The organism is Streptomyces sp. NBC_01520, assembly GCF_045040375.1.
GTDB lineage: Bacteria > Actinomycetota > Actinomycetes > Streptomycetales > Streptomycetaceae > Streptomyces.
Window position 1 is genome coordinate 4,136,467 of sequence record NZ_CP109404.1, and the last position, 21,051, is coordinate 4,157,517.

General features: G+C 69.8%; 16 protein-coding genes and 1 tRNA gene. 11 read left to right on the forward strand and 6 right to left on the reverse strand.

Translation table 11 applies throughout. From position 1 onward, the window contains the following. Window positions 1-17 precede the first annotated feature (17 nt). The 4 genes from OG524_RS18560 (at window position 18) to OG524_RS18575 (ending at window position 8,114) form a co-directional block, all read left to right on the forward strand. Window positions 18-1,529 carry a cytochrome ubiquinol oxidase subunit I gene (locus OG524_RS18560; protein ID WP_405389717.1) on the forward strand — a complete coding sequence of 504 codons (1,512 nt, stop codon included), beginning with the start codon at window positions 18-20 and terminating at the stop codon, window positions 1,527-1,529. Window positions 1,530-1,547: 18 nt separating this feature from the next. Continuing rightward, on the forward strand, window positions 1,548-2,549 hold the full coding sequence (cydB, locus tag OG524_RS18565; protein ID WP_405389716.1) for a cytochrome d ubiquinol oxidase subunit II: 1,002 nt from the start codon (window positions 1,548-1,550) through the stop codon (window positions 2,547-2,549). A 193-nt stretch (window positions 2,550-2,742) separates the two neighbouring features. Continuing rightward, entirely contained in the window at window positions 2,743-6,315 is a 3,573-nt protein-coding gene (cydD, locus tag OG524_RS18570; protein WP_405811122.1) for a thiol reductant ABC exporter subunit CydD, read from the forward strand. 98 nt (window positions 6,316-6,413) lie between these two features. Beyond that, a complete protein-coding gene (locus OG524_RS18575; protein WP_405389714.1) occupies window positions 6,414-8,114 on the forward strand; it encodes a GAF domain-containing protein in 1,701 nt (566 codons plus the stop codon). Between the two features lie 245 nt (window positions 8,115-8,359). On the opposite strand, the gene OG524_RS18580 is transcribed toward OG524_RS18575, so the two are convergent. Together OG524_RS18580 and OG524_RS18585 are read right to left on the reverse strand one after the other, a co-directional pair. Continuing rightward, the gene (locus tag OG524_RS18580; protein WP_405389713.1) at window positions 8,360-9,205 is read right to left on the reverse strand and encodes a Cof-type HAD-IIB family hydrolase; all 846 of its coding nucleotides are present in this window, start codon (window positions 9,203-9,205) and stop codon (window positions 8,360-8,362) included. Window positions 9,206-9,383: 178 nt separating this feature from the next. After that, window positions 9,384-10,295, reverse strand: coding sequence for an LLM class flavin-dependent oxidoreductase (locus tag OG524_RS18585; RefSeq protein ID WP_405811124.1), 912 nt, complete (start codon window positions 10,293-10,295; stop codon window positions 9,384-9,386). A gap of 190 nt (window positions 10,296-10,485) precedes the next feature. Here OG524_RS18585 and OG524_RS18590 point away from each other — a divergent pair, with 190 nt between their 5' ends. Further along, window positions 10,486-10,776, forward strand: a complete 291-nt coding sequence (locus tag OG524_RS18590; RefSeq protein ID WP_405389711.1) for a hypothetical protein — start codon at window positions 10,486-10,488, stop codon at window positions 10,774-10,776. A 12-nt stretch (window positions 10,777-10,788) separates the two neighbouring features. On the opposite strand, the gene OG524_RS18595 is transcribed toward OG524_RS18590, so the two are convergent. Beyond that, window positions 10,789-11,331 carry an RNA 2'-phosphotransferase gene (locus OG524_RS18595; RefSeq protein WP_405811126.1) on the reverse strand — a complete coding sequence of 181 codons (543 nt, stop codon included), beginning with the start codon at window positions 11,329-11,331 and terminating at the stop codon, window positions 10,789-10,791. Between the two features lie 412 nt (window positions 11,332-11,743). After that, on the reverse strand, window positions 11,744-13,519 hold the full coding sequence (locus OG524_RS18600) for an SDR family oxidoreductase (RefSeq protein ID WP_405389709.1): 1,776 nt from the start codon (window positions 13,517-13,519) through the stop codon (window positions 11,744-11,746). Window positions 13,520-13,890: 371 nt separating this feature from the next. Between OG524_RS18600 and OG524_RS18605 the strand changes: the two genes are divergently transcribed. The 6 genes from OG524_RS18605 (at window position 13,891) to OG524_RS18630 (ending at window position 18,771) form a co-directional block, all read left to right on the forward strand. Next, window positions 13,891-14,865 (forward strand): ABC transporter ATP-binding protein, encoded by a 975-nt coding sequence (locus OG524_RS18605; protein WP_405393153.1) that lies wholly within the window; start codon window positions 13,891-13,893, stop codon window positions 14,863-14,865. After that, window positions 14,855-15,763 (forward strand): ABC transporter permease, encoded by a 909-nt coding sequence (locus OG524_RS18610; protein WP_405811128.1) that lies wholly within the window; start codon window positions 14,855-14,857, stop codon window positions 15,761-15,763. The genes OG524_RS18605 and OG524_RS18610 overlap by 11 nt, the downstream gene beginning before the upstream one ends. Next, on the forward strand, window positions 15,760-16,671 hold the full coding sequence (locus OG524_RS18615) for an ABC transporter ATP-binding protein (RefSeq protein WP_405389707.1): 912 nt from the start codon (window positions 15,760-15,762) through the stop codon (window positions 16,669-16,671). Before OG524_RS18610 ends, OG524_RS18615 begins: the two co-directional genes overlap by 4 nt. A 30-nt stretch (window positions 16,672-16,701) precedes the next feature. Further along, a complete protein-coding gene (locus OG524_RS18620; RefSeq protein WP_384496127.1) occupies window positions 16,702-17,421 on the forward strand; it encodes an ABC transporter permease subunit in 720 nt (239 codons plus the stop codon). Window positions 17,422-17,721: 300 nt separating this feature from the next. Next, window positions 17,722-18,414, forward strand: a complete 693-nt coding sequence (locus tag OG524_RS18625) for a hypothetical protein (RefSeq protein ID WP_405389706.1) — start codon at window positions 17,722-17,724, stop codon at window positions 18,412-18,414. Between the two features lie 271 nt (window positions 18,415-18,685). Then, window positions 18,686-18,771, forward strand: a tRNA-Ser gene (locus OG524_RS18630). A gap of 70 nt (window positions 18,772-18,841) precedes the next feature. Here OG524_RS18630 and OG524_RS18635 read toward each other — a convergent pair. Beyond that, window positions 18,842-19,669 (reverse strand): HAD family hydrolase, encoded by an 828-nt coding sequence (locus tag OG524_RS18635; protein WP_405389705.1) that lies wholly within the window; start codon window positions 19,667-19,669, stop codon window positions 18,842-18,844. Then, entirely contained in the window at window positions 19,666-20,943 is a 1,278-nt protein-coding gene (serS, locus tag OG524_RS18640; protein ID WP_384496124.1) for a serine--tRNA ligase, read from the reverse strand. The genes OG524_RS18635 and serS overlap by 4 nt, the downstream gene beginning before the upstream one ends. Between the last annotated feature and the right edge of the window lie 108 nt (window positions 20,944-21,051).

Consider the following 21,051-nt stretch of genomic DNA (forward strand, 5'->3'; position numbering starts at 1 on the left):
CGCAAGGAGAAATGGGCGTGAATCTAGCGCTGGCACCAGAGACTCTGGCTCGATGGCAGTTCGGCATCACCACCGTCTACCACTTCCTGTTCGTCCCACTGACGATCTCTCTCGCCGCGCTCACAGCCGGCCTGCAGACCGCCTGGGTGCGCACGGACAACGAGAAGTACCTCAGGGCCACGAAGTTCTGGGGCAAGCTCTTCCTGATCAACATCGCCATGGGCGTGGTCACCGGCATCGTCCAGGAGTTCCAGTTCGGCATGAACTGGTCCGACTACTCGCGGTTCGTCGGTGACGTCTTCGGCGCCCCGCTCGCCTTCGAGGCACTGATCGCGTTCTTCTTCGAGTCCACGTTCATCGGGCTGTGGATCTTCGGCTGGGACAAGCTGCCGAAGAAGATCCATCTCGCCTGTATCTGGATGGTCTCCATCGGAACCATCCTCTCCGCGTTCTTCATCCTGGCCGCCAACTCCTGGATGCAGCACCCGGTCGGCTACCGCATCAACGAGGAACGCGGCCGTGCCGAGCTCACGGACTTCTGGCAGGTGCTCACCCAGAACACCGCGCTCGCCCAGTTCTTCCACACCGTCACGGCGGCGTTCCTGGTCGGCGGCGCCTTCATGGTCGGCATCTCCGCCTTCCACCTGGCGCGCAAGAAGCACATCCGGGTGATGCGGACCTCCTTGCGCCTGGGACTGGTCACGGTGGTGGCCGCGGGCGCGCTCACGGCCATCAGCGGCGACACCCTCGGCAAGGTGATGTTCGAGCAGCAGCCGATGAAGATGGCCGCTGCCGAGGCGCTGTGGGAGGGCGAGGAAGGCGCGCCCTTCTCGCTCTTCGCGGTCGGTGACGTCGCCAAGGGCCACAACACCGTCGAGGTCTCCATCCCCGGAATACTGTCCTTCCTCTCGGACTACAGCTTCGACTCGTACGTCCCCGGCATCAACGACATCAACGAACAACTGGTGGAGACGTACGGCCCGGGTGACTACCGGCCCAACATCCCGGTCGCCTTCTGGAGCTTCCGCTGGATGATCGGCTTCGGCATGGCGTCCTTCGGCCTCGGCCTGCTGGGACTGTGGCTGACCCGGCGGAAGTTCCTGCTGCCGCCGGCGATGCGCACCGGTGAGGACGAGGTGCCGCACCTGGTGCTCTTCAGGAACAGGGCGCTGAGTCCGAAACTGACCAAGCTCTACTGGCTCACCGCCCTGTGGACCATGCTCTTCCCACTGATCGCCAACTCCTGGGGATGGATCTTCACGGAGATGGGGCGCCAGCCGTGGGTGGTCTACGGCGTGTTCCAGACCCGTGACGCGGTCTCCCCCGGCGTCTCGCAGGGCGAGGTCCTCACTTCGATGATCATCTTCACCGCCCTGTACGCGGTGCTCGCCGTGGTCGAGGTCAAGCTGCTCCTGAAGTACGTCAAGGCCGGGCCACCCGAACTCACGGAGGCCGACCTCAATCCGCCCACCAGGACCGGCGGCCACGACGAGGACGACGCCGACCGGCCCATGGCCTTCTCCTACTGAGAACAGCGGAGCTGAGAGATGGAACTCCACGACGTCTGGTTCGTGCTCATCGCCGTCCTCTGGACCGGCTACTTCTTCCTGGAGGGATTCGACTTCGGTATCGGGGTCCTGACCAAGCTGCTCGCCCGCAACCGCAAGGAACGGCGTGTCCTGATCAATACGATCGGGCCGGTCTGGGACGGGAACGAGGTGTGGCTGCTCAGTGCCGGCGGCGCGACCTTCGCCGCGTTCCCCGAGTGGTACGCGACGCTGTTCTCCGGGTTCTACCTGCCGCTGCTGGTCATCCTGCTCTGCCTGATCGTGCGTGGGGTGGCCTTCGAATACCGGGCCAAGCGACCCGAGGAGCGCTGGCAGACCAACTGGGAGCACGCGATCTTCTGGACCTCGCTGATCCCGGCCCTGCTCTGGGGCGTGGCCTTCGGGAACATCGTCCGCGGTGTGAAGATCGACGCCGACATGGAGTACGTCGGCAACCTCTGGGACCTGCTCAACCCGTACGCCCTCCTGGGCGGGCTGGTCACGCTGTCCCTCTTCACCTTCCACGGCGCGGTGTTCGCCGGGCTCAAGACCGTCGGTGACATCCGGGGGCGGGCGCGCAAGCTGGCGCTCAAGCTCGGTCCGGTCACCGCCGTGCTCGCGCTGGGCTTCCTGATCTGGACCCAGGCGGAGAACGGCGACAGCTGGAGCCTGCTGGCGATGATCATCGCCGTGGTGTCGCTGGTGGGGGCGATCGGAGCCATCGCGGCGGGACGTGAGGGCTGGTCGTTCGCGCTCTCCGGCCTGACCATCACGGCGGCCGTGGCGATGCTCTTCCTGACGCTCTTCCCGAACGTCATGCCGTCCTCGCTGAACGACGCCTGGAACCTCACGGTCACCAACGCCTCGTCCACCCCGTACACCCTCAAGATCATGACCTGGTGTGCCGGCATCGCCACTCCGGTGGTGCTGCTGTACCAGGGCTGGACGTACTGGGTGTTCCGCAAGCGCATCGGCACCCAGCACATCGCCGACGCGCACTGAGATACGAGCCGGGGTGCGCGCGCCGAACCCGTGCGTGCACCCAGCTCCCACGATTGCCGAAGCCGCGTGCTTGCCACAGGCGCACGCCTGCTTCAGCCGCACGCGCACCGCACCGAACTCGCACGAGCGCCGGACTCGTCCAGGCGCTCACCGGGCAACCCAACGACACGAGCTCACCGGGGAGCTGTTTCACGTGAAACCGATCGACCCGCGCCTTCTGCGCTACGCCCGCGCCACCCGCTTCTTCCTGGCGGCTGTGGTGGGACTCGGGCTGGTCGGAGCGGCCCTGGTCATCGCTCAGGCCATGCTCATCGCCGAGGTGGTGGTGGGCGGGTTCGAGGACGGCCTGACCGTCGACGGGCTCCGCACCCCTCTGCTCCTGCTCGTTGCCGTCGCGCTGGGCCGGGCCCTCGTGGCCTGGCTCACCGAACTGGCCGCGTACCGGGCGAGTGCCGCGGTCAAGTCCGAGCTGCGCGGCCGGCTGATGGAGCGGGCCGCGGAGCTCGGCCCGGAATGGCTGAGCGGTCGGCGTACCGGTTCACTGGTCGCTCTGGCCACCCGGGGTGTCGACGCACTCGACGACTACTTCTCGCGCTACCTCCCGCAGCTCGGGCTCGCGATCGTGGTGCCGGTGGCGGTCCTGGCCAGGATCGTCACCGAGGACTGGGTCTCGGCCGCGATCATCGTGGTGACCCTGCCGCTCATCCCGCTCTTCATGATCCTGATCGGCTGGGCCACCCAGTCCCGGATGGACCGTCAGTGGCAGCTGCTTTCCCGGCTTTCCGGCCACTTCCTCGACGTGGTCGCCGGGCTGCCTACGCTCAAGGTCTTCGGGCGGGCCAAGGCGCAGGCCGAGTCGATCCGCACTATCACGTCGCAGTACCGCCAGGCCACCCTGAAGACGCTCCGGATCGCGTTCCTGTCCTCCTTCGCCCTGGAGCTGCTGGCGACCCTGTCCGTGGCGCTGGTCGCCGTGACGATCGGGATGCGGCTCGTCCACGGCGAACTCGACCTCTACACCGGGCTGGTCATCCTCATCCTGGCGCCCGAGGCGTATCTGCCGATCCGCCAGGTCGGGGCCCAGTACCACGCGGCGGCGGAAGGGCTCGCAGCGGCGGAGGAGATCTTCTCGGTGCTGGAGACCGAGCCTCCGGCCCGTGGCACCCAGGATGTTCCGCAGTCGCCGCGGCTGGAGCTGGAGGGCGTCACGGTCCGGCACGACGGCCGTACCGAACCCTCCCTGGACGCGGTGTCGCTGGTGGTGGAGCCCGGGGAGACCGTCGCACTGGTCGGCCCCAGCGGGGTCGGCAAGTCCACGCTCCTGAACGTGCTGCTGGGATTCACGGTGCCCGACGAGGGCCGGGTGCGGGTCGGTGGGACCGACCTGTCCGACCTCTCCGCCGAACGCTGGCGCGAGCAGATCGCGTGGGTCCCCCAGCGTCCGCACCTGTTCGCCGGAACGATCGCGGAGAACGTACGCCTGGCGCGCCCGGACGCGGACGACGACGCGCTCATGGCGGCGCTGACGGAGGCGGGGGCGTACGAGTTCGTGGCGGGTCTGCCGGACGGTCTGCGGACCCCGCTGGGGGAGGACGGCGCCGGACTGTCCGCGGGACAACGGCAACGGATCGCGCTGGCCAGGGCGTTCCTCGCCGACCGGCCGCTGCTGCTGCTCGACGAGCCGACGGCGAGCCTGGACGGGGAGACGGAAGCGGGCATCGTCGACGCCGTACGGAGGCTGGCGGCGGGACGCACGGTGCTGCTGGTCGTGCACCGTCCGGCACTGCTCCCGGTCGCGGACCGGGTGGTGACGCTGGAGCCGCGGGAGGCCGGGGCGTCCGTCGCCGGTGCGGTGACGGCGCGGGTACCGGCCGGCCGTGACGGATCGGTGGCGCCGGCCGCCGGTGAGCCGGTCGGGCCCGAGGTGCTGAAGGACACCGCTCCCCGGACCGGCGGCCGGGTGCTCGCCCGGGTCCGGGAGGCCGCGGGTGCCCAGCACGGCAAGCTGGGCCTGGCCCTGCTGCTGGGCAGCCTCGCCGTGGGTTCGTCCGTCGGCCTCATGGCCGTCTCCGGATGGCTGATCTCCCGCGCGTCCGAGCAGCCCCCGGTGCTCTATCTGATGGTCGCCGTCACCGCGACCCGCGCCTTCGGAATCGGCCGGGCGGTATTCCGCTACGCCGAGCGTCTGGTGTCCCACGACGCGGTGCTCAGGATGCTCGCGGAGCTCAGGGTCGCCGTGTACCGGGGGCTCGAACGCATCGCGCCCGCCGGTCTGCGGACGGCACGGCGCGGTGACCTGCTGTCCCGGCTCGTCTCCGACGTGGACGCGCTGCAGGACTACTGGCTGCGCTGGCTGCTGCCCGCGGGAACCGCGGTCGCGGTCGGGACGGCGGCCGTCGGATTCACCGGCCGGCTGCTCCCGGAGGCGGGAGCCGTGCTCGCCGTCGGCCTGCTCCTCGCCGGTGTGGGCGTGCCGCTGGTGAGCGGCGCGTGCGCCCGGCATGCCGAGCGCCGGCTGTCGCCCGCACGGTCCGCGCTGGCCGTCCGGATCACCGATCTGCTCGCGGGGACGGCCGAACTGACCGTCGCGGGGGCGCTGCCCGCGCGCAAGGAGCTCGTGCGCGGGGCCGACGCCGCGCTCACCCGGATCGTCTCCCGCGGGGCGACCGCGAGCGCACTCGGCGGGGGGCTCTCCGCCCTGATCTGCGGACTCACCGTGGTGGGCGCGGCGGCCGTCGCGCTTCCCGCGGTGTACGACGGCCGGCTGGCGGGCCTGGAGCTCGCCGTCGTCGTCCTCACCCCGCTCGCGGCCTTCGAGGCTGTGACGGGCCTGCCGCTCGCCGTGCAGTACCGCCAGCGGATCAAGCGCAGCGCGGAGCGGGTCCACGAAGTCCTGGACGCCCCTGTGCCGGTCCAGGAACCCGCCGTACCGGCCGAGGCCCCCGCCTCGCCCTTCCCGCTCGCCGTACGGGGTCTGTCGGCCCGGTACGAGGGGGCGGAGCGTGATGCCCTGGACTCCGTCGACCTGACGTTGACCGCCGGGAAGCGGGTGGCCGTCGTGGGTCCGTCCGGCTCGGGGAAGACGACGCTCGCGCAGGTCCTGCTCCGCTTCCTGGACGCCAGGGAGGGGACGTACCGTCTCGGCGGGGTCGAGGCGTCCGCCCTGGACGGGGACACGGTCCGCACGTTCGTCGGACTGTGCGCCCAGGACGCGCACGTCTTCGACAGTTCCATCCGGGAAAATCTGCGGCTCGCCCGTACCGGTGCGACCGACGACGAGCTGCGGGACGCACTGGCCGGGGCCCGGCTGCTCAGCTGGGCGCAGTCGCTGCCGGACGGCCTGGACACCCTGGTGGGCGAACACGGTGCCCGGCTCTCGGGCGGACAGCGGCAGCGGCTCGCACTGGCCAGGGCACTTCTCGCGGACTTCCCCGTTCTCGTCCTGGACGAGCCGGCGGAGCACCTCGACCTGGCGACGGCGGACGCTCTCACCGTGGACCTGCTGGCCGCCACGCGGGGGCGGACGACGCTGCTGATCACGCACCGGCTGGCCGGACTCGACGCCGTGGACGAGGTCCTGGTGCTGGACGGCGGCCGGGTGGTGCAGCAGGGGCCGTACGCCGCTCTGGCTGCGCAGGACGGGCCGCTGCGACGGATGCTCGAACGCGAGCGGGAACCGGTCCTGATGAAGGCGGGGACGGCACGAACGGTCGAGGCGGACGGGCCGGTCGAAGCGGACCGGGTGGCGGTGCCGACGGGGCCCTGAACCGGTGGGCGGGTGGCGGCACCAGGTGCGGCTCTGACGTGGTGGGCCGGCTGAGCGCCCGACTTTCCAGACCGATATGCCCTCATTAAGATCGGTTCATGCCCGAGCAGGCCCCGAAGGACTCGCCCGAAGCGGCGACGCAGGACAACGGAGGCCTTCAAGGGCTTGCCGCGGAACTGACCGCACGTGTCCCGCAACTGCTGGAAGCGACGCGGTCCGTCGGTACCGGCCTGGAGCTCAGCTCCACCCTCGACCGCATCTGCGAGACCGCGGCCGAACTGACCCACGCCTGCTATGCGGCCATCGGTGTGGTCGACGAACCGGGCGACAGCCTCTCCGACTTCGTCACCCACGGGGTTCCGGAAGAGGCCGCTCACGCCATCAGACGTCCGCCGGACGGCCGGACCGGCCTTCTGGGCGCCCTGATCCGGGATCCGGTCCCCATCCGGCTGGCCGACCTGTCGGCCGATCCGCGTTCCGCCGGATTTCCGCCCGGGCACCCGACGATGCGGGGGTTCCTCGGAGTTCCGATCCGGGTCCAGGGTGAGGTCTTCGGGAACCTGTATGTGGCGGAGAAGCGGGGCGGGGACCCGTTCGGCGAGGACGACCTGCACATGCTGAGCGTGCTTGCCACGGAGGCCGGGATCGCCATCGGCCACGCGCGGATGTACGAGGCCGCGCGGCAGCGCGAACGGTGGATCGACGGTTCGGTGGCGGTCACCACCGCTCTTCTGTCGGGTGGGGACGCAGATGACGCCCTGGCCGTCGTCGCCGAGCAGACCCGTCGGCTCGCCGACTCCGCCGCAGGGATCGTCATGCTGCCGGTCGCGGACGGGGGCCTGGAGATCGTCGCCGTCGCCGGTGACAAGCCGTCCGCGTCCCTCGGCGTGATCATCCCGCGCCACAGCCCCGTGGTCGCCGCTCTTCTCAGGGGCGAGGCGGTCTTCATGGACGACGCGGCCACCGACCCCTGCATGATCACCAGGCTGGCCGATCAGTTCGGACCCCACATGCTGCTGCCCCTGCGCAGCGGCGGACTGGTGCTGGGCGCGCTCGCCATCCCCCGGCGGCGGGGCGAGCGGCCGTTCACGGAGGCGGAGCGGACGCTGGCCACACAGTTCGCCGCGCAGGCCGCGCTGGCCCTCAAGATGGCCGAGGCCCAGCGCGACCGGGAGCGGCTCGCCGTCTACGAGGACCGGGACCGGATCGCCCGGGACCTCCATGACCTGGTCATCCAGCGCCTGTTCGCCACGGGCATGATGCTGGAGCGTGCCCAGCGCCGCTCGGCGGTCCCCGGGGTACGGGCCGGGGTCGGACGGGCCGTCGACGAGTTGGACGTGACCATCCAGGAGATCCGTACGGCCATCTTCGCGCTGCAGCAGGAGCCGGCCGAGGCCCCTTCCGCGCTGCGGACCCGGGTGCTGCGGGAGATCAACATGGCGGCCGTGCCCCTGGGCTTCAAGCCGACGCACCGCTTCCTGGGCCCCGTCGACTCGCTCGTCGGGGAACTCGCTGGCAAGAACCTCATCGCCGCCCTGCGGGAGGCGCTGTCCAACACCTTCCGGCATGCCCGGGCCTCACGCGTCGAGGTGAGCGTGGACGCGACCGCCGTCCTGCCGGACGGGAGGGACGCCGTGCGGCTGTCCGTCGTCGACGACGGAGTCGGCATCCCGGACAGCGGGAGGCGGAGCGGACTGCGCAATCTCGCCCGCCGTGCGGAGTCGCTGGGTGGGGCGAGCTGGTTCGGGCCGGGGAAGGACGGTACCGGTACGACGGTCGTCTGGGAGGTCCCGCTCTGACGGGCGGGGGCGTCCGCCGGGGCGTCTGCGGGGGCGTCTGCCGGGCGGCGCGTCGGGCCGTCCGCAAGGGCCGTCCACAAGGGCCGTCCGCCGGGGCGGTGCGCTGGGCAGTGCGGCCTCCGGCGGTGCGCCGCGCGGGCGGGCCCGTTCCCGTCGCCTGGCCTGCTCGTCCGGCCTGTCGCGCCGTCAGGGCACGCCTGCCGGGTCCAGCGCGCAGGTCCGCCGCGCGGTCGGCCGGACAGGTCTCAGCGGGTGGCGAGGATCTGCTCGATGACGACCGCCACACCGTCCTCGTTGTTGGTGAGGGTCACACCGGACGCGGCAGCGCGCGCGGCCGGATGGGCGTTGCCCATCGCGAACGAGGCCCCGGCCCACTCCAGCATCTCCACATCGTTGGGCATGTCCCCGAAGGCGACCACCTCGGCCCGCGTGATGCCCCGCTCCGCGCAGCACGCGGCGAGCGTGCCCGCCTTGGAGACGCCCAGGCCGCTGATCTCCAGCAGGGCCGTGGGGCTGGAGCGGGTGAAGGAGGCCCTGCCCGCCGCAGCCTCGCGTGCCAGCGCGAGGAAGGCGTCCGGCGCCAGCTCGGGGTGGTGGGCGAGCACCTTCAGGACGGGGGTGCCGGTGCCGGGTGTCTCCTCCTGGAGGAGCTTCTCCGCGACGGCCACGGTGGCGCCCGGGTCCATGTGGAACGGCGGGTAGGCCGGCTCGTAGTGGATGCCCGTGGTCAGTTCGACGGCGAACGACGTACCCGGGGCGGCCTCGCGCAGGACACGCACGACGTCCAGGGCGGCGGCGCGTTCCAGCGGGTGGACCTCGATCAGCCGTCCGTCCGCACGCAGATCGGCGACCGCGGCACCGTTCGCACAGATCGCCATGCCATGGCCGTGGACATGGTCGCTGACGACGTCCATCCAGCGGGCGGGCCGGCCGGTGACGAAGAAGACCTCGATCCCCGCCGCCTCGGCCGCCGCGAGGGCGGCGATCGTACGGTCCGACAAAGTCTTGTCGTCACGCAGCAGAGTGCCGTCCAGGTCGGTGGCGATCAGCCGGGTTACGGCAGGAAGAGGCGCGTCGGTAGCTGAGGTCACCCGGCCATTCTCCCGTACGGGGTTGCACGGTCGTGCGCAGGGGCGCACATCTGAGACCGCGAGCCCCCGAACTGCGGTACGTGACCCTGGCATATGACAAAGGCCTCGGGTGGGGGATCCGGCCCCATGGCGTCGCGGCGGCCGGTGAGCCACCGCGACGTGGCGTGGGCCCGACCGGTCAGCCGAGCTGCGCGAGGCCCTCGGTGGCGATGCGCTCGAAGACCTTGTCGTCCATGGCGAAGTCCGAGTCCGGCACCGGCCAGTGGACGACGATCTCGGTGAATCCGAGCTCGAAGTGCGTCCCCGCGAAGTCCACGAACGCGTCGAACGAGCGCAGCGGACGGCCCGGGGTGAAGCCGGTGAGAAGGATCTTGTCCAGCTCCGAGACGTCCCTGCCGACCGCCTCACCGGCTGCGCCGAGCCGGGAGATCTGCCCGCGGACGGCTGCCACCGACTGTTCCGGCGTCCCGGTCTCGTACAGCTTCGGGTCGCCCGTGGTCACCCACGCCTGGCCGTACCGCGCGGCGAGCCTCAGCCCGCGCGGACCGGTGGCGGCGATCGCGAACGGGAGCCGGGGGCGCTGCACGCAGCCGGGGATGTTCCGGGCCTCGTCGGCGGCGTAGAACCGTCCTTCGTGCGTCACGGACGGTTCGCTGAGCAGCCGGTCGAGCAGCGGGACGAACTCGTCGAAGTGGTCGGCGCGTTCCCGTGGGGTCCACGGCTTCTCGTCGCTCCTGCGCAGCGTCGTGGCGTCGAAGCCGTTCCCTCCCGCGCCGATGCCGAGCGTGATCCGTCCGTCGGAGACGTCGTCGAGGGTGATGAGGTCCTTGGCGAGTGTCACGGGGTGCCTGAAGTTCGGCGAGGTGACGAGGGTGCCAAGGCGCAGCCGTTCGGTGGCGGCAGCGGCGGCCGTCAGTGTCGGGACCGCGCCGAACCAGGGCCCGTCACGGAAGGTCCGCCAGGCCAGGTGGTCGTAGGTGTACGCCGCGTGGAAACCCAGCTCCTCGGCGCGGACCCACAGGGCCCGGCCACCGTCGTGCCAGCGGCGGATGGGCAGGATCACGGTGCTCAGGCGGCGGGAGGACGTCATGGCCAAGACTCTACGGCGACGGCTGCGCCACACCGGCGGGGGTGGGCGCACGGGGGATACAGCCCCGGGGCGGGTGCCGAGTGGTTGCCGGGGTGCGCGGCCGGGGCGAAGCTGGTGAGGAACGCGGCCGGTTCGTCTGTCGGCGTGTGTGCACGGCGCCGGGCGCAGTTCGCCGGAAGGAATGGTCCCCATGAGGATGCTGCTGACCGCGCGGATGGACACCGAAGCCGCGAACCGGGCCGTGTCCGAAGGCACCATGGCGAAGCTCATCGAAGAGATCGTCGAGAGTCTGAGGCCTGAAGCGGCGTACTTCGCCCCCACGGAGGGACGACGTACCTGCATGATCGTTTTCGACATGCAGGAGTCCGCACAGATGCCGCCGCTGCTCGAACCGCTCTTCCAGGCCGGTTGCAAGGTAGCCGTGCAGCCCGTGATGAACCTGGAGGACCTGCGTACGGGTCTGGGCGGCCTGGAACGCTGACCCGGCAGGTCTCTACCGCGGCAGTCGGAGGAAGCCCGGCGGCACGGTATCGGTGAGCCACACGCCGTTGGCCGTGACATGGAAGAGGTGTCCCGCGCGGTACATGGCGCCCGCGTCGACGGACAGGACGAGGGGGACACCGCGGCGGGCGCCGACGCGGGTCGCCGTCTCGCGATCGGGCGACAGGTGTACGTGGTGCCGTGCCATGGACCGCAGCCCCTCGGTGCGGATCGTCGCGAGTGCCCTGGCCACAGTCCCGTGGTAGAGGTACGCGGGCGGCTCGGCCGGCGGCAGGCCCAGGTCGACCGTGACGGAGTGGCCCTGGTTCGCACGGATGCGGTCGCCGGCCACCGCGAAGCGCTGTTTGTCGTTGGCCGCGACGACGTGGTCGAGTTCCGTCCGGGAGACGGCGAAGCCGTGCCGGGCGCAGGCCCGCAGCAGTTCGTCGATGGGCACCCAGCCGTGGGCGTCGAGGCTGATTCCGATGCGGTCCGGCTGGTGCCGCAGGTGTTTCGAGAGGTACTTGGACACCTTCACGGTGCGTTGTGCGTCCATCACGTCAGAGTGCCCGTGGACGATTCGCGGCGCACCTGGTTTTTGTCAGAAGTTCTCCGCGCTCATCACACCGCACAGGTTTGATCCACAGCCAACTCATGTTATCCACAGGTGATTTGGCGTTTCTGTGGACAAGTGCCGGGCGAATGGCGCCTTTTGGGTAACAGGTCATGATTGAGGGCGGTATGGGCGTTTGATTCGTAACGTCCGTGTTCTGTATGCATACTTACTGACCAGCCCGCTTCACCTGGGGGCGCACAGTGAACTCCTCGCGGCAGAGCATCAGACGGCGTGCCGAGGAGCCAAATCGCTTCGGTACGGACCATGATGCGACGGCCGTCCCCCGGTCATGGTGAAGTCGGTTCCCCGCACCGGGCCTTGCGGGCCCGGTGCGGGGAACTGCGCCGCCACATCAGAGCGGTGGCTCAAGCCGCGCGATCCCACGCAGCAACCCGGGGCTGATCCGTGACAGCAACCGGGAGCCACGGGCCTCCGCGTTCACGGGGACCACCGCGCGGTTGTGTACGACAGCACGCAGGATCGCGTCAGCCACCTTCTCCGGTGGGTAGTTGCGGAGCGCGTACAGGCGGCCCGTGCGCTGCCGGAGGCGCGTCTGCTCCGTCTCGTCCGTCCCGGCGAAGCGTGCCGTCGACGTGATCCCGGTGGTGACGACGCCCGGGCATATCGCGGTGACACCGATCGACTTCTCGGCCAGCTCCGCCCGCAGACACTCGCTGAGCATCAGAACGGCTGCCTTCGACGTGCTGTACGCGGGGAGCGCGCGTGACGGCTGATAAGCGGCCGCCGAGGCGACGTTGACGATGTGGCCGCCCTGATTCCGGTCGGCCATCTGTCTGCCGAAGACCCGGCAGCCGTGGATGACCCCCCAGAGGTTGACGTCGAGTACGTTCCGCCAGTCCTCGCTCGTCGTCTCCAGGAAGGAACCGGCCAACCCGACACCGGCGTTGTTCACCAGGACGTCGACCACGCCGTACTCCGAGGCGACCCTGTCCGCGAGCTTCTCCATCGCCTGCTCGTCGCCGACATCGGCTGCCTCGCTCCATGCGGCGGCCGCACCGATCAGTCGGGCCGAGTCCGCAGTACGGGCCGCGCCCTCGCCGTCCCGGTCCACCGCCACGACCCGAGCCCCGGCACGGGCGAAGGCGAGTGTGGTGGCCCGGCCGATGCCGGAGGCCGCGCCCGTCACCAGCACCAGCAGGCCCCCGAAACTGTCCGCGTGGTCACCCGTGGCAGCGGTGTCCTGCACGGGCGGGCCGCCCTGACCGGTCTCCGCCTCGCACGCGGAGACGAACTCACCGATCCAGGCGGACAACTGGTCCGGCCTGGTACGCGGCACCCAATGCCTGGCCGGCAGGCTGCGGCGTACCAGTTGCGGAACCCAGGTGTCCAGATCCTCGTAGAGCGTCTCCGAGAGGAAGACGTCGCCGGTCGGCGTGATGAGCTGGACCGGTACATGGGCGGACGCGTCGGCGCGCGGCCTGCGCAGGCGGGCCCGGACGTTGTCCCGGTAGAGCCAGGCCCCGTGGGCCGCGTCCCGTGGAAGCGAGGACGTCGGATACCCGTCCGAGGGCACCTTCTCCATCCGCTGGAGCATCCGGGGCCACTGCCTGCCGAGCGGCCCGCGCCAGGCCAGCTCGGGCAGCACCGGTGTGTGCAGGGCGTACACGTACCAGGACTTGGCGCCCTGGCCGAGCAACTGTCCCACCCGGCGCGGACTCGGGTGGGACATCCGCTGCTTGATCCAGTGACCGAGGTGGTCCAGGGACGGGCCGGACATCGACGTGAACGAGGCGATCCGGCCCTTGGTCCGCTCGACCGTGGCGAACTCCCAGGACTGGACGGAACCCCAGTCGTGTCCCACCACATGGACCGGCCGGTCGGGGCTCACCGCGTCTGCGACGGCCAGGAAGTCATCGGTCAGCTTCTCCAGCGTGAAGCCGCCGCGCAGCGGTATGGGGGCCGCCGACCGGCCGTGTCCCCGCACGTCGTACAGCACGACATGCCACCGCTCCGCCAGCCGGTGGGCGACCGCCGACCAGACCTCCTTGCTGTCCGGATACCCGTGTACCAGCACGACCGTCGGCTGCGTACGGTCGCCCAACTCGGCGACGCACAGCTCGATCCCGCCCGTACGCACCCAGCGCTCACGCGCGCCTCGCAGACTCACGGTTCCCCCTTGTCCGGTGTCGGCATGGCAGTACGTGTCCGTCACGTGACACCGTCGAATGTGGCAATCCCGGTGGTCCGCGTCAAGGGATGCCCCGAACCTGTGGATAACGCCACGTGGACACGGCCCGGGCGCACGCGGGCACCATGTGGGCACAGGCCAGGCCGCACGTGGGCACCTGTGTGGACAACGGCATGTGACCGGCTTCGCCGGTTTCGGGTCATCCCCCGTGGGGTCCCCCTACGGGTCCGTACGCCTGGAGTCGGACGTGTATACAGCCGCCTGGTCTGACGACTCCCGTGGCGTGCGCCACTACCGTCTAGGACGTGACTGTGATCGCGACCGAAAGCCTGAGCAAGCGGTTCCCCCGGGTGACCGCGCTTGACCGGCTCTCCTTGGACATCGGACCGGGCGTAACCGGCCTGGTGGGTTCCAACGGGGCCGGCAAGTCCACATTGATCAAGATCCTGCTGGGTCTGTCCCCCGCCACCGAAGGCCGGGCCGCGGTGCTCGGACTGGACGTCGCCACCGAGGGCGCCGCGATCCGGGAGCGCGTCGGGTACATGCCCGAGCACGACTGCCTTCCGCCCGATGTCTCGGCGACCGAATTCGTCGTCCACATGGCGCGGATGTCCGGACTGCCGCCGACGGCCGCTCGTGAGCGCACCGCCGACACGCTGCGCCACGTCGGTCTGTACGAGGAGCGCTACCGCCCCATCGGGGGCTACTCGACCGGTATGAAACAACGGGTGAAGCTGGCCCAGGCACTCGTCCACGACCCGCAGCTGGTCCTTCTCGACGAGCCGACCAACGGCCTGGACCCGGTCGGCCGCGACGAGATGCTGGGCCTGATCCGCCGCGTCCACACCGACTTCGGCATCTCGGTGCTCGTCACCTCGCACCTTCTGGGCGAGCTGGAGCGCACCTGTGACCACGTCGTCGTCATCGACGGCGGTTCGCTGCTGCGGTCCAGCTCCACCAGCGACTTCACCCAGATCACCACGACCCTGGCGGTCGAGGTCACCGACAGCGACGAACACCCCGACGGCACGGACGCCCTGCGCCGGTCCCTCACCGGGGCCGGGGTCAAACTCGTCGGACTCGACGGCCTGGACGCCGGGGGTCTGCCCGGCGCCGGCCACATCCTGCTGGTGGAGGCGACGGGCGAGGAAACGTACGACCTGGTCCGCGACAGTGTCGCCGGGCTCGGACTCGGCCTCATCCGGATGGAACAGCGGCGCCACCACATCGCCGAGGTCTTCCGCACCGAAGAGGCACCACAGGCAGCGGTGGCCTCGGCCGTCGGCGCCGGAGAGCAGAAGGGGAGCGGTCGCGATGAGCACTGAGACCGGGACCGTCACCGGGAGCGACACCTCCCGGATCCACAACATCGGGTACCGCTCCTACGACGGCGCCCGTCTGGGCCGGGCCTACGCCCGCCGCTCGCTCTTCTCGCAGTCGCTGCGCGGCTCGTTCGGCCTCGGCCGTTCCGCCAAGTCCAAGGTGCTGCCGATGCTGCTGTGCGGGGTGATGTGCATGGTGGCACTGATCCTCGTGGCGGTGGCCATGGCTACGCCGAGCATGACGAAACTGCCCATCAAGTACACGGCGTTCGCGATCTACCTGCAGGCGGTGATCGGACTCTTCATCGCCTCGCAGGCACCGCAGTCCGTGTCCAGGGATCTGCGCTTCAAGAGCGTGCCGCTGTACTTCTCACGGCCGATCGAGCGCCTCGACTACGTGGTCGCGAAGTTCGCGGCCATGGCATCGGCCCTTCTCATCCTCACCGGGCTGCCGCTCGTCATCCTCTACGTGGGCGCGCTGCTCGCGAAGTTCGACCTCGGCGACCAGACCAAGGGCTTCGCACAGGGGATGGTCTCGGTGGCGCTGCTGTCCGTGCTGTTCGCCGGCCTCGGCCTGGTGGTCGCCGCACTGACCCCGCGCCGCGGCTTCGGTGTCGCCGCGGTGATCGCCGTGCTGACCATCACCTACGGCGCGGTCTCCACGGTCCAGGCGATCGCCTGGGAGACGGGCTCCACCGGTGCCATCACCTGGCTGGGACTGTTCTCGCCCATCACCCTGATCGACGGGGTGCAGACGGCGTTCCTCGGCGCCTCTTCCGCCTTCCCCGGCGGCGAGGGCCCGGGAGCCGCCGCGGGCGTCGCCTATCTGATCGTTGTACTCGCGCTCGTCGCCGGCTCGTACGCCGTTCTGATGCGCCGCTACCGGAGGGTCGGGCTGTGACCACCATCGAGATCGACCACACCTCGCGCTGGTTCGGCAACGTGGTCGCCGTCAACGACGTGAGCATGACCGTGGGACCGGGTGTCACGGGGCTGCTGGGCCCCAACGGCGCCGGCAAGTCCACGCTGATCAACATGATGGCCGGCTTCCTCGCCCCGTCGACGGGGAAGGTCACCCTCGACGGGACGCAGATCTGGCGCAACGAGGCGGTCTACAAGTCGATCGGGATCGTTCCGGAACGGGAAGGGATGTACGACTTCCTGACCGGCCGTGAGTTCGTCGTCGCCAACGCGGAGCTGCACGGGCTGGGAGACGCCGCCGCTCACAAGGCACTGGCCACGGTCGAGATGGAGTACGCGCAGGACCGCAAGATCTCCACGTACAGCAAGGGCATGCGCCAGCGCGTGAAGATGGCCTCCGCGCTGGTCCACGAACCCTCCGTGCTGCTTCTGGACGAGCCGTTCAACGGCATGGACCCCCGTCAGCGGATGCAGCTGATGGAGCTGCTGCGCCGGATGGGCGCGGAGGGCCGCACGGTCCTGTTCTCCTCCCACATCCTGGAGGAGGTCGAGCAGCTCGCCTCGCACATCGAGGTGATCGTGGCGGGACGGCACGCCGCTTCCGGCGACTTCCGGAAGATCCGCCGTCTCATGACGGACCGGCCGCACCGCTATCTCGTACGGTCCAGCGACGACCGGGCCCTCGCCGCCGCCCTCATCGCCGACCCGTCGACGGCGGGGATCGAGGTCGATCTGACCGAACGCGCCCTGCGCGTCCAGGCCGTCGACTTCGGGCGCTTCACCACGCTGCTGCCGAAGGTGGCACGCGAACACGGCATCCGGCTGCTGACCGTCTCACCGTCCGACGAGTCCCTCGAATCGGTCTTTTCCTATCTCGTAGCGGCCTGAGTAGTGGCCTGAAAGGAGCTGTGAAGCGTCATGTACGACCCCACAGTCGCCCGGCTCACCTACCGGGCCCTGCTCGGCCGGCGCCGGGCCGCCATCCTGTTCGTCCTGCCTGTCCTGCTGGTGGTCATCGCCGTGGCGGTACGGGCGTTCGCCGGGGCCGACGACCAGGTCGCCTCCGGGGTGCTCGGCGGTTTTGCCATCGCCACGATGGTGCCGCTGATCGGCGTCATCGCGGGGACGGGTGCCATCGGTCCGGAGATCGACGACGGTTCGATCGTCTATCTGCTGGCCAAGCCGGTGAAGCGGCCGACGATCATCTTCACCAAGCTGATCGTCGCCATCGGCGTGACGATGCTCTTCTCCGCGCTGCCGACGTTCGTCGCGGGCCTGATCCTCAACGGCAACGGCGGGCAGATCGCCGTGGCCTACACCATCGCGGCGCTGGTCGCCTCGATCGCGTACAGCGCGCTGTTCCTGCTGCTCGGCACGGTCAGCCGGCACGCGGTGGTGTTCGGCCTGGTCTACGCCCTGGTGTGGGAGGCGCTCTTCGGCAGCCTGGTGCCGGGTGCCCGGACTCTCAGTGTGCAGCAGTGGTCCCTGTCGGTGGCGGAGAAGGTCGCCGGGGACGGTCTGGTCACCTCGGACGTCGGTCTGCCACTCGCCACCATCCTGCTGGCCGGAGTCACGGTCGTCGCGACCTGGTACGCGGGTCAGAAGCTGCGGGCGCTGAAGCTCGCGGGCGAGGAGTGACACCCGCTCCGGTCGTCTGAGGGCCTCCGAGTCCGTACAACCCCCGTCCGGTGGACGGGGGTTGTTCTGTATGCGGCAGTGAAACGCGTAACTGTACGTTTATCGGCTCGTTGTGCAGGGTGCGTGGAGGCAACTGGAATCCGTGGCGTCGAGCTTTCGTGAAATCGGGGACAGCCGGCACCGGTGAGGCAGCGCCCGCCGTGTCGGTCATAGAGCACGTGGCAACCATGAGCGTCCTCCGCCCTCGCAGCCCGGGGACAGGGCCGTCCATCGCCGTATCCACGTGTGAAAGGCATGCCCATGCCCACGGAAGTCGCCCTGCTCGAATCGCATGCCCTGCGTGTGGAGCAGATGGGGCGCGTCGACGTCCTCGACAAGGTCAAGAGCCTTGTCATGCTCCCTGACGGAGTTCACGTTCGCACAGAGGACGTGGCTCGCTACTTCGAAGTATCCACAGCCTCGGTAAGAAGGCTCACCGATCGGCATCAGCAGGAGCTCATCAGTAACGGCATGAGAGTCTTGCGCGGCTCTGAGCTGCAATCCTTCCATAGCGACATGGTGTCGCTATGGGGAGAGGGCGGGGCGGGAAGTTATCCACAGGCGGCCACTCAGCTACGGCTCTACACCCGCAGGACCGTGCTCAACATCGCCATGCTTCTTCGCGACAGCGACATCGCTCGCTGTGTCCGGACCTATCTGCTGGACGCCGAGGAGGACCTCCGGGAGTCCGTCGCCTCGCTCGACCGGAGGGTCACCCGCGTCGAGGGCTGCCTCGTCGGCGTCGGCAACGCGCTCCAGGAGCTCGGTCCCGTGCTGAGCAGGATGTCGCACCGGCTCGACGTCCTCGACCGGAAGCTGGACGTCACCCATCAGGTCGTCGGGGCCATCAGTCTCCGGCTCACCGATGTCTCGCAGGACATCGTCCGGCTCGACGCGCGCATGGACGACGTCGCCCGGCAGCTCAAGGACCTGAGCCGCCGCAGGTCCGGCTGACATCAGGACCGGAGGAGGGACGACCGTCAGGGGGCCACGGAAAAGGAGTGGCCCCCTGACGGCGCCCTCGGGCACAGTGAGGGAGAAGGCACACACGACCACTGCGCCCACGAAGTCCGGAGAGGAGCGCGGCGATGACCGAGAGTCCGAGTCCGTCGAGTTCCCGTCAGGGGAGTCCGCAGCCGGTACCGCAGTAGCCTCATCAGCCACCGCGGAGCCGTGAGCAGCAGGAACCCCGGGTGGTCCCTGCGCCTCGCGCGGGCCACCTCCCGGAGGATTGGCCGAGTGGTAAGGCAGCGGCTTGCTGAGCCGTCGTCGGGGCGCAGCCCCGCGCGCGTTCGATCCGCGCATCCTCCGCATCAGGTACCAGGCCCGGGGCGGCCACTCAGGTACCAGGCCCAGGCACCAGCCCCGGGGCGGCCACTCCCTACGAGCGCGTGGCCGTCCGGAGCAGTTCCTCCAGAACCACCGCGATGCCGTCGTGTTCGTTCGACGCGGTGATCTCGTGCGCCACGGCCTTCAGGTCGTCGTGCGCATTGGCCATGGCCACACCGTGTTGTGCCCAGCCGAACATCGGGATGTCGTTGGGCATGTCGCCGAAGGCCAGGGTGTCCGCGGCCTTCAGCCCCAGACGGCGGGCGGCCAGCGAGAGACCGGTCGCCTTGCTCAGTCCCAGCGGCAGGATCTCGACGACACCGGGGCCCGCCATGACGATGTCCACCAGACTGCCGACGGCCTGCCGCGCGGCCTTCGCCAGGGCGTCGTCACCGAGCTCCGGGTGCTGGATGTAGACCTTGTTCAGCGGAGCGGTCCACATCTCGGCGGGGTCGTCCACGAAGACGGCGGGCAGCGGCCCCTCCTGCACCCGGTAACCGGGCCCGACGAGTACCTCGCCCTCGAGGCCGTCACGGCTCGCGGCCAGTGCGAGCGGGCCGACCTCCGCCTCGACCTTGGACAGTGCCAGCCCCGCGAGCTGTCGGTCCAAGGTCAGAGAGGTCAGCAGTTTGTGCTCGCCCGCGTGGTAGACCTGCGCACCCTGACCGCACACGGCGAGGCCGTCGTAGCCCAGGTCGTCCAGGATGTGCCGGGTCCAGGGCACCGCCCGCCCGGTGACGATGATGTGCGCCGCGCCGGCCGCGGTGACCGCGGCCAGCGCCTCACGCGTGCGCTCGGAGACCGTGTCGTCGTCACGCAGCAGCGTGCCGTCGAGGTCGGTCGCGACGAGCTTGTAGGGGAAGGTCCCGGAGAGACTCACTTGGAGACCGGCTCCAGGACCTCGCGCCCGCCCAGGTACGGACGGAGCACCTCGGGAACCCGCACGGAACCGTCGGCCAGCTGGTGGTTCTCCAGAATGGCCACGATCGTGCGCGGTACGGCGCAGAGCGTGCCGTTGAGCGTGGCGAGCGGCTGGACCTTCTTCCCGTCGCGCATACGCACGGACAGCCGGCGCGCCTGGAAGCCGTCGCAGTTCGACGCGGACGTCAGCTCGCGGTACTTGCCCTGGGTCGGGATCCACGCCTCGCAGTCGAACTTCCGGGAGGCCGAGGCCCCCAGGTCACCGGTCGCGACATCGATCACCTGGAACGGCAGCTCAAGACCGGTGAGCCACTGCTTCTCCCAGTCCAGGAGCCTGCGGTGCTCGGCCTCGGCGTCGGCCGGGTCGACGTACGAGAACATCTCGACCTTGTCGAACTGGTGGACGCGGAAGATGCCCCGGGTGTCCTTGCCGTACGTACCGGCCTCACGTCGGAAACACGGCGAGAAGCCCGCGTACCGCAGCGGCAGCTTGTCGGCGTCGAGGATCTCGTCCATGTGGTACGCGGCGAGCGGGACCTCGGAGGTGCCGACCAGGTAGTAGTCGTCCTTCTCCAGGTGGTACACGTTCTCCGCGGCCTGGCCGAGGAAGCCCGTACCCTCCATGGCGCGCGGCCGGACCAGCGCCGGGGTCAGCATCGGGACGAAGCCGGCCTCGGTGGCCTGCGCGATCGCCGCGTTGACCAGGGCGAGCTCCAGGAGCGCGCCGACACCCGTCAGGTAGTAGAAGCGCGATCCGGAAACCTTCGCGCCGCGCTCCATGTCGATGGCGCCGAGGGCCTCGCCGAGCTCCAGGTGGTCCTTGGGCTCGAAGCCCTCCGCACCGAAGTCACGGATCGTGCCGTGCGTCTCGAGGACGACGAAGTCCTCCTCGCCGCCGACCGGCACGTCCTCGTGAACGATGTTGCCGAGCTGGAGCAGCAGCCGCTTGGCCTCGGCGTCGGCCTCGTCCTGTGCGGAGTCGGCCGCCTTGACCTCGGCCTTCAGCCGGTCGGCCTTCTTGAGGAGCTCGGCGCGCTCCTCGGGGGTGGCCTTGGGGATCAGCTTTCCGAGCGACTTCTGCTCGGAGCGGAGTTCGTCGAAGCGGACGCCGGACGACCTGCGCAGCTCGTCGGCGGAGAGCAGGGCGTCGACGAGCGCGACGTCCTCTCCACGGGCGCGCTGGGAGGCGCGAACACGGTCGGGGTCCTCACGGAGCAGGCGAAGGTCAATCACCCCTCAAGGCTACCGGTGCGGGGATCCGCCACTCGAACCGATATCGACGAGCGGGACACTTTGCCCGAATTGCCGGAATCGGTAATCCTGGCGGGGGATCGCGGGCCG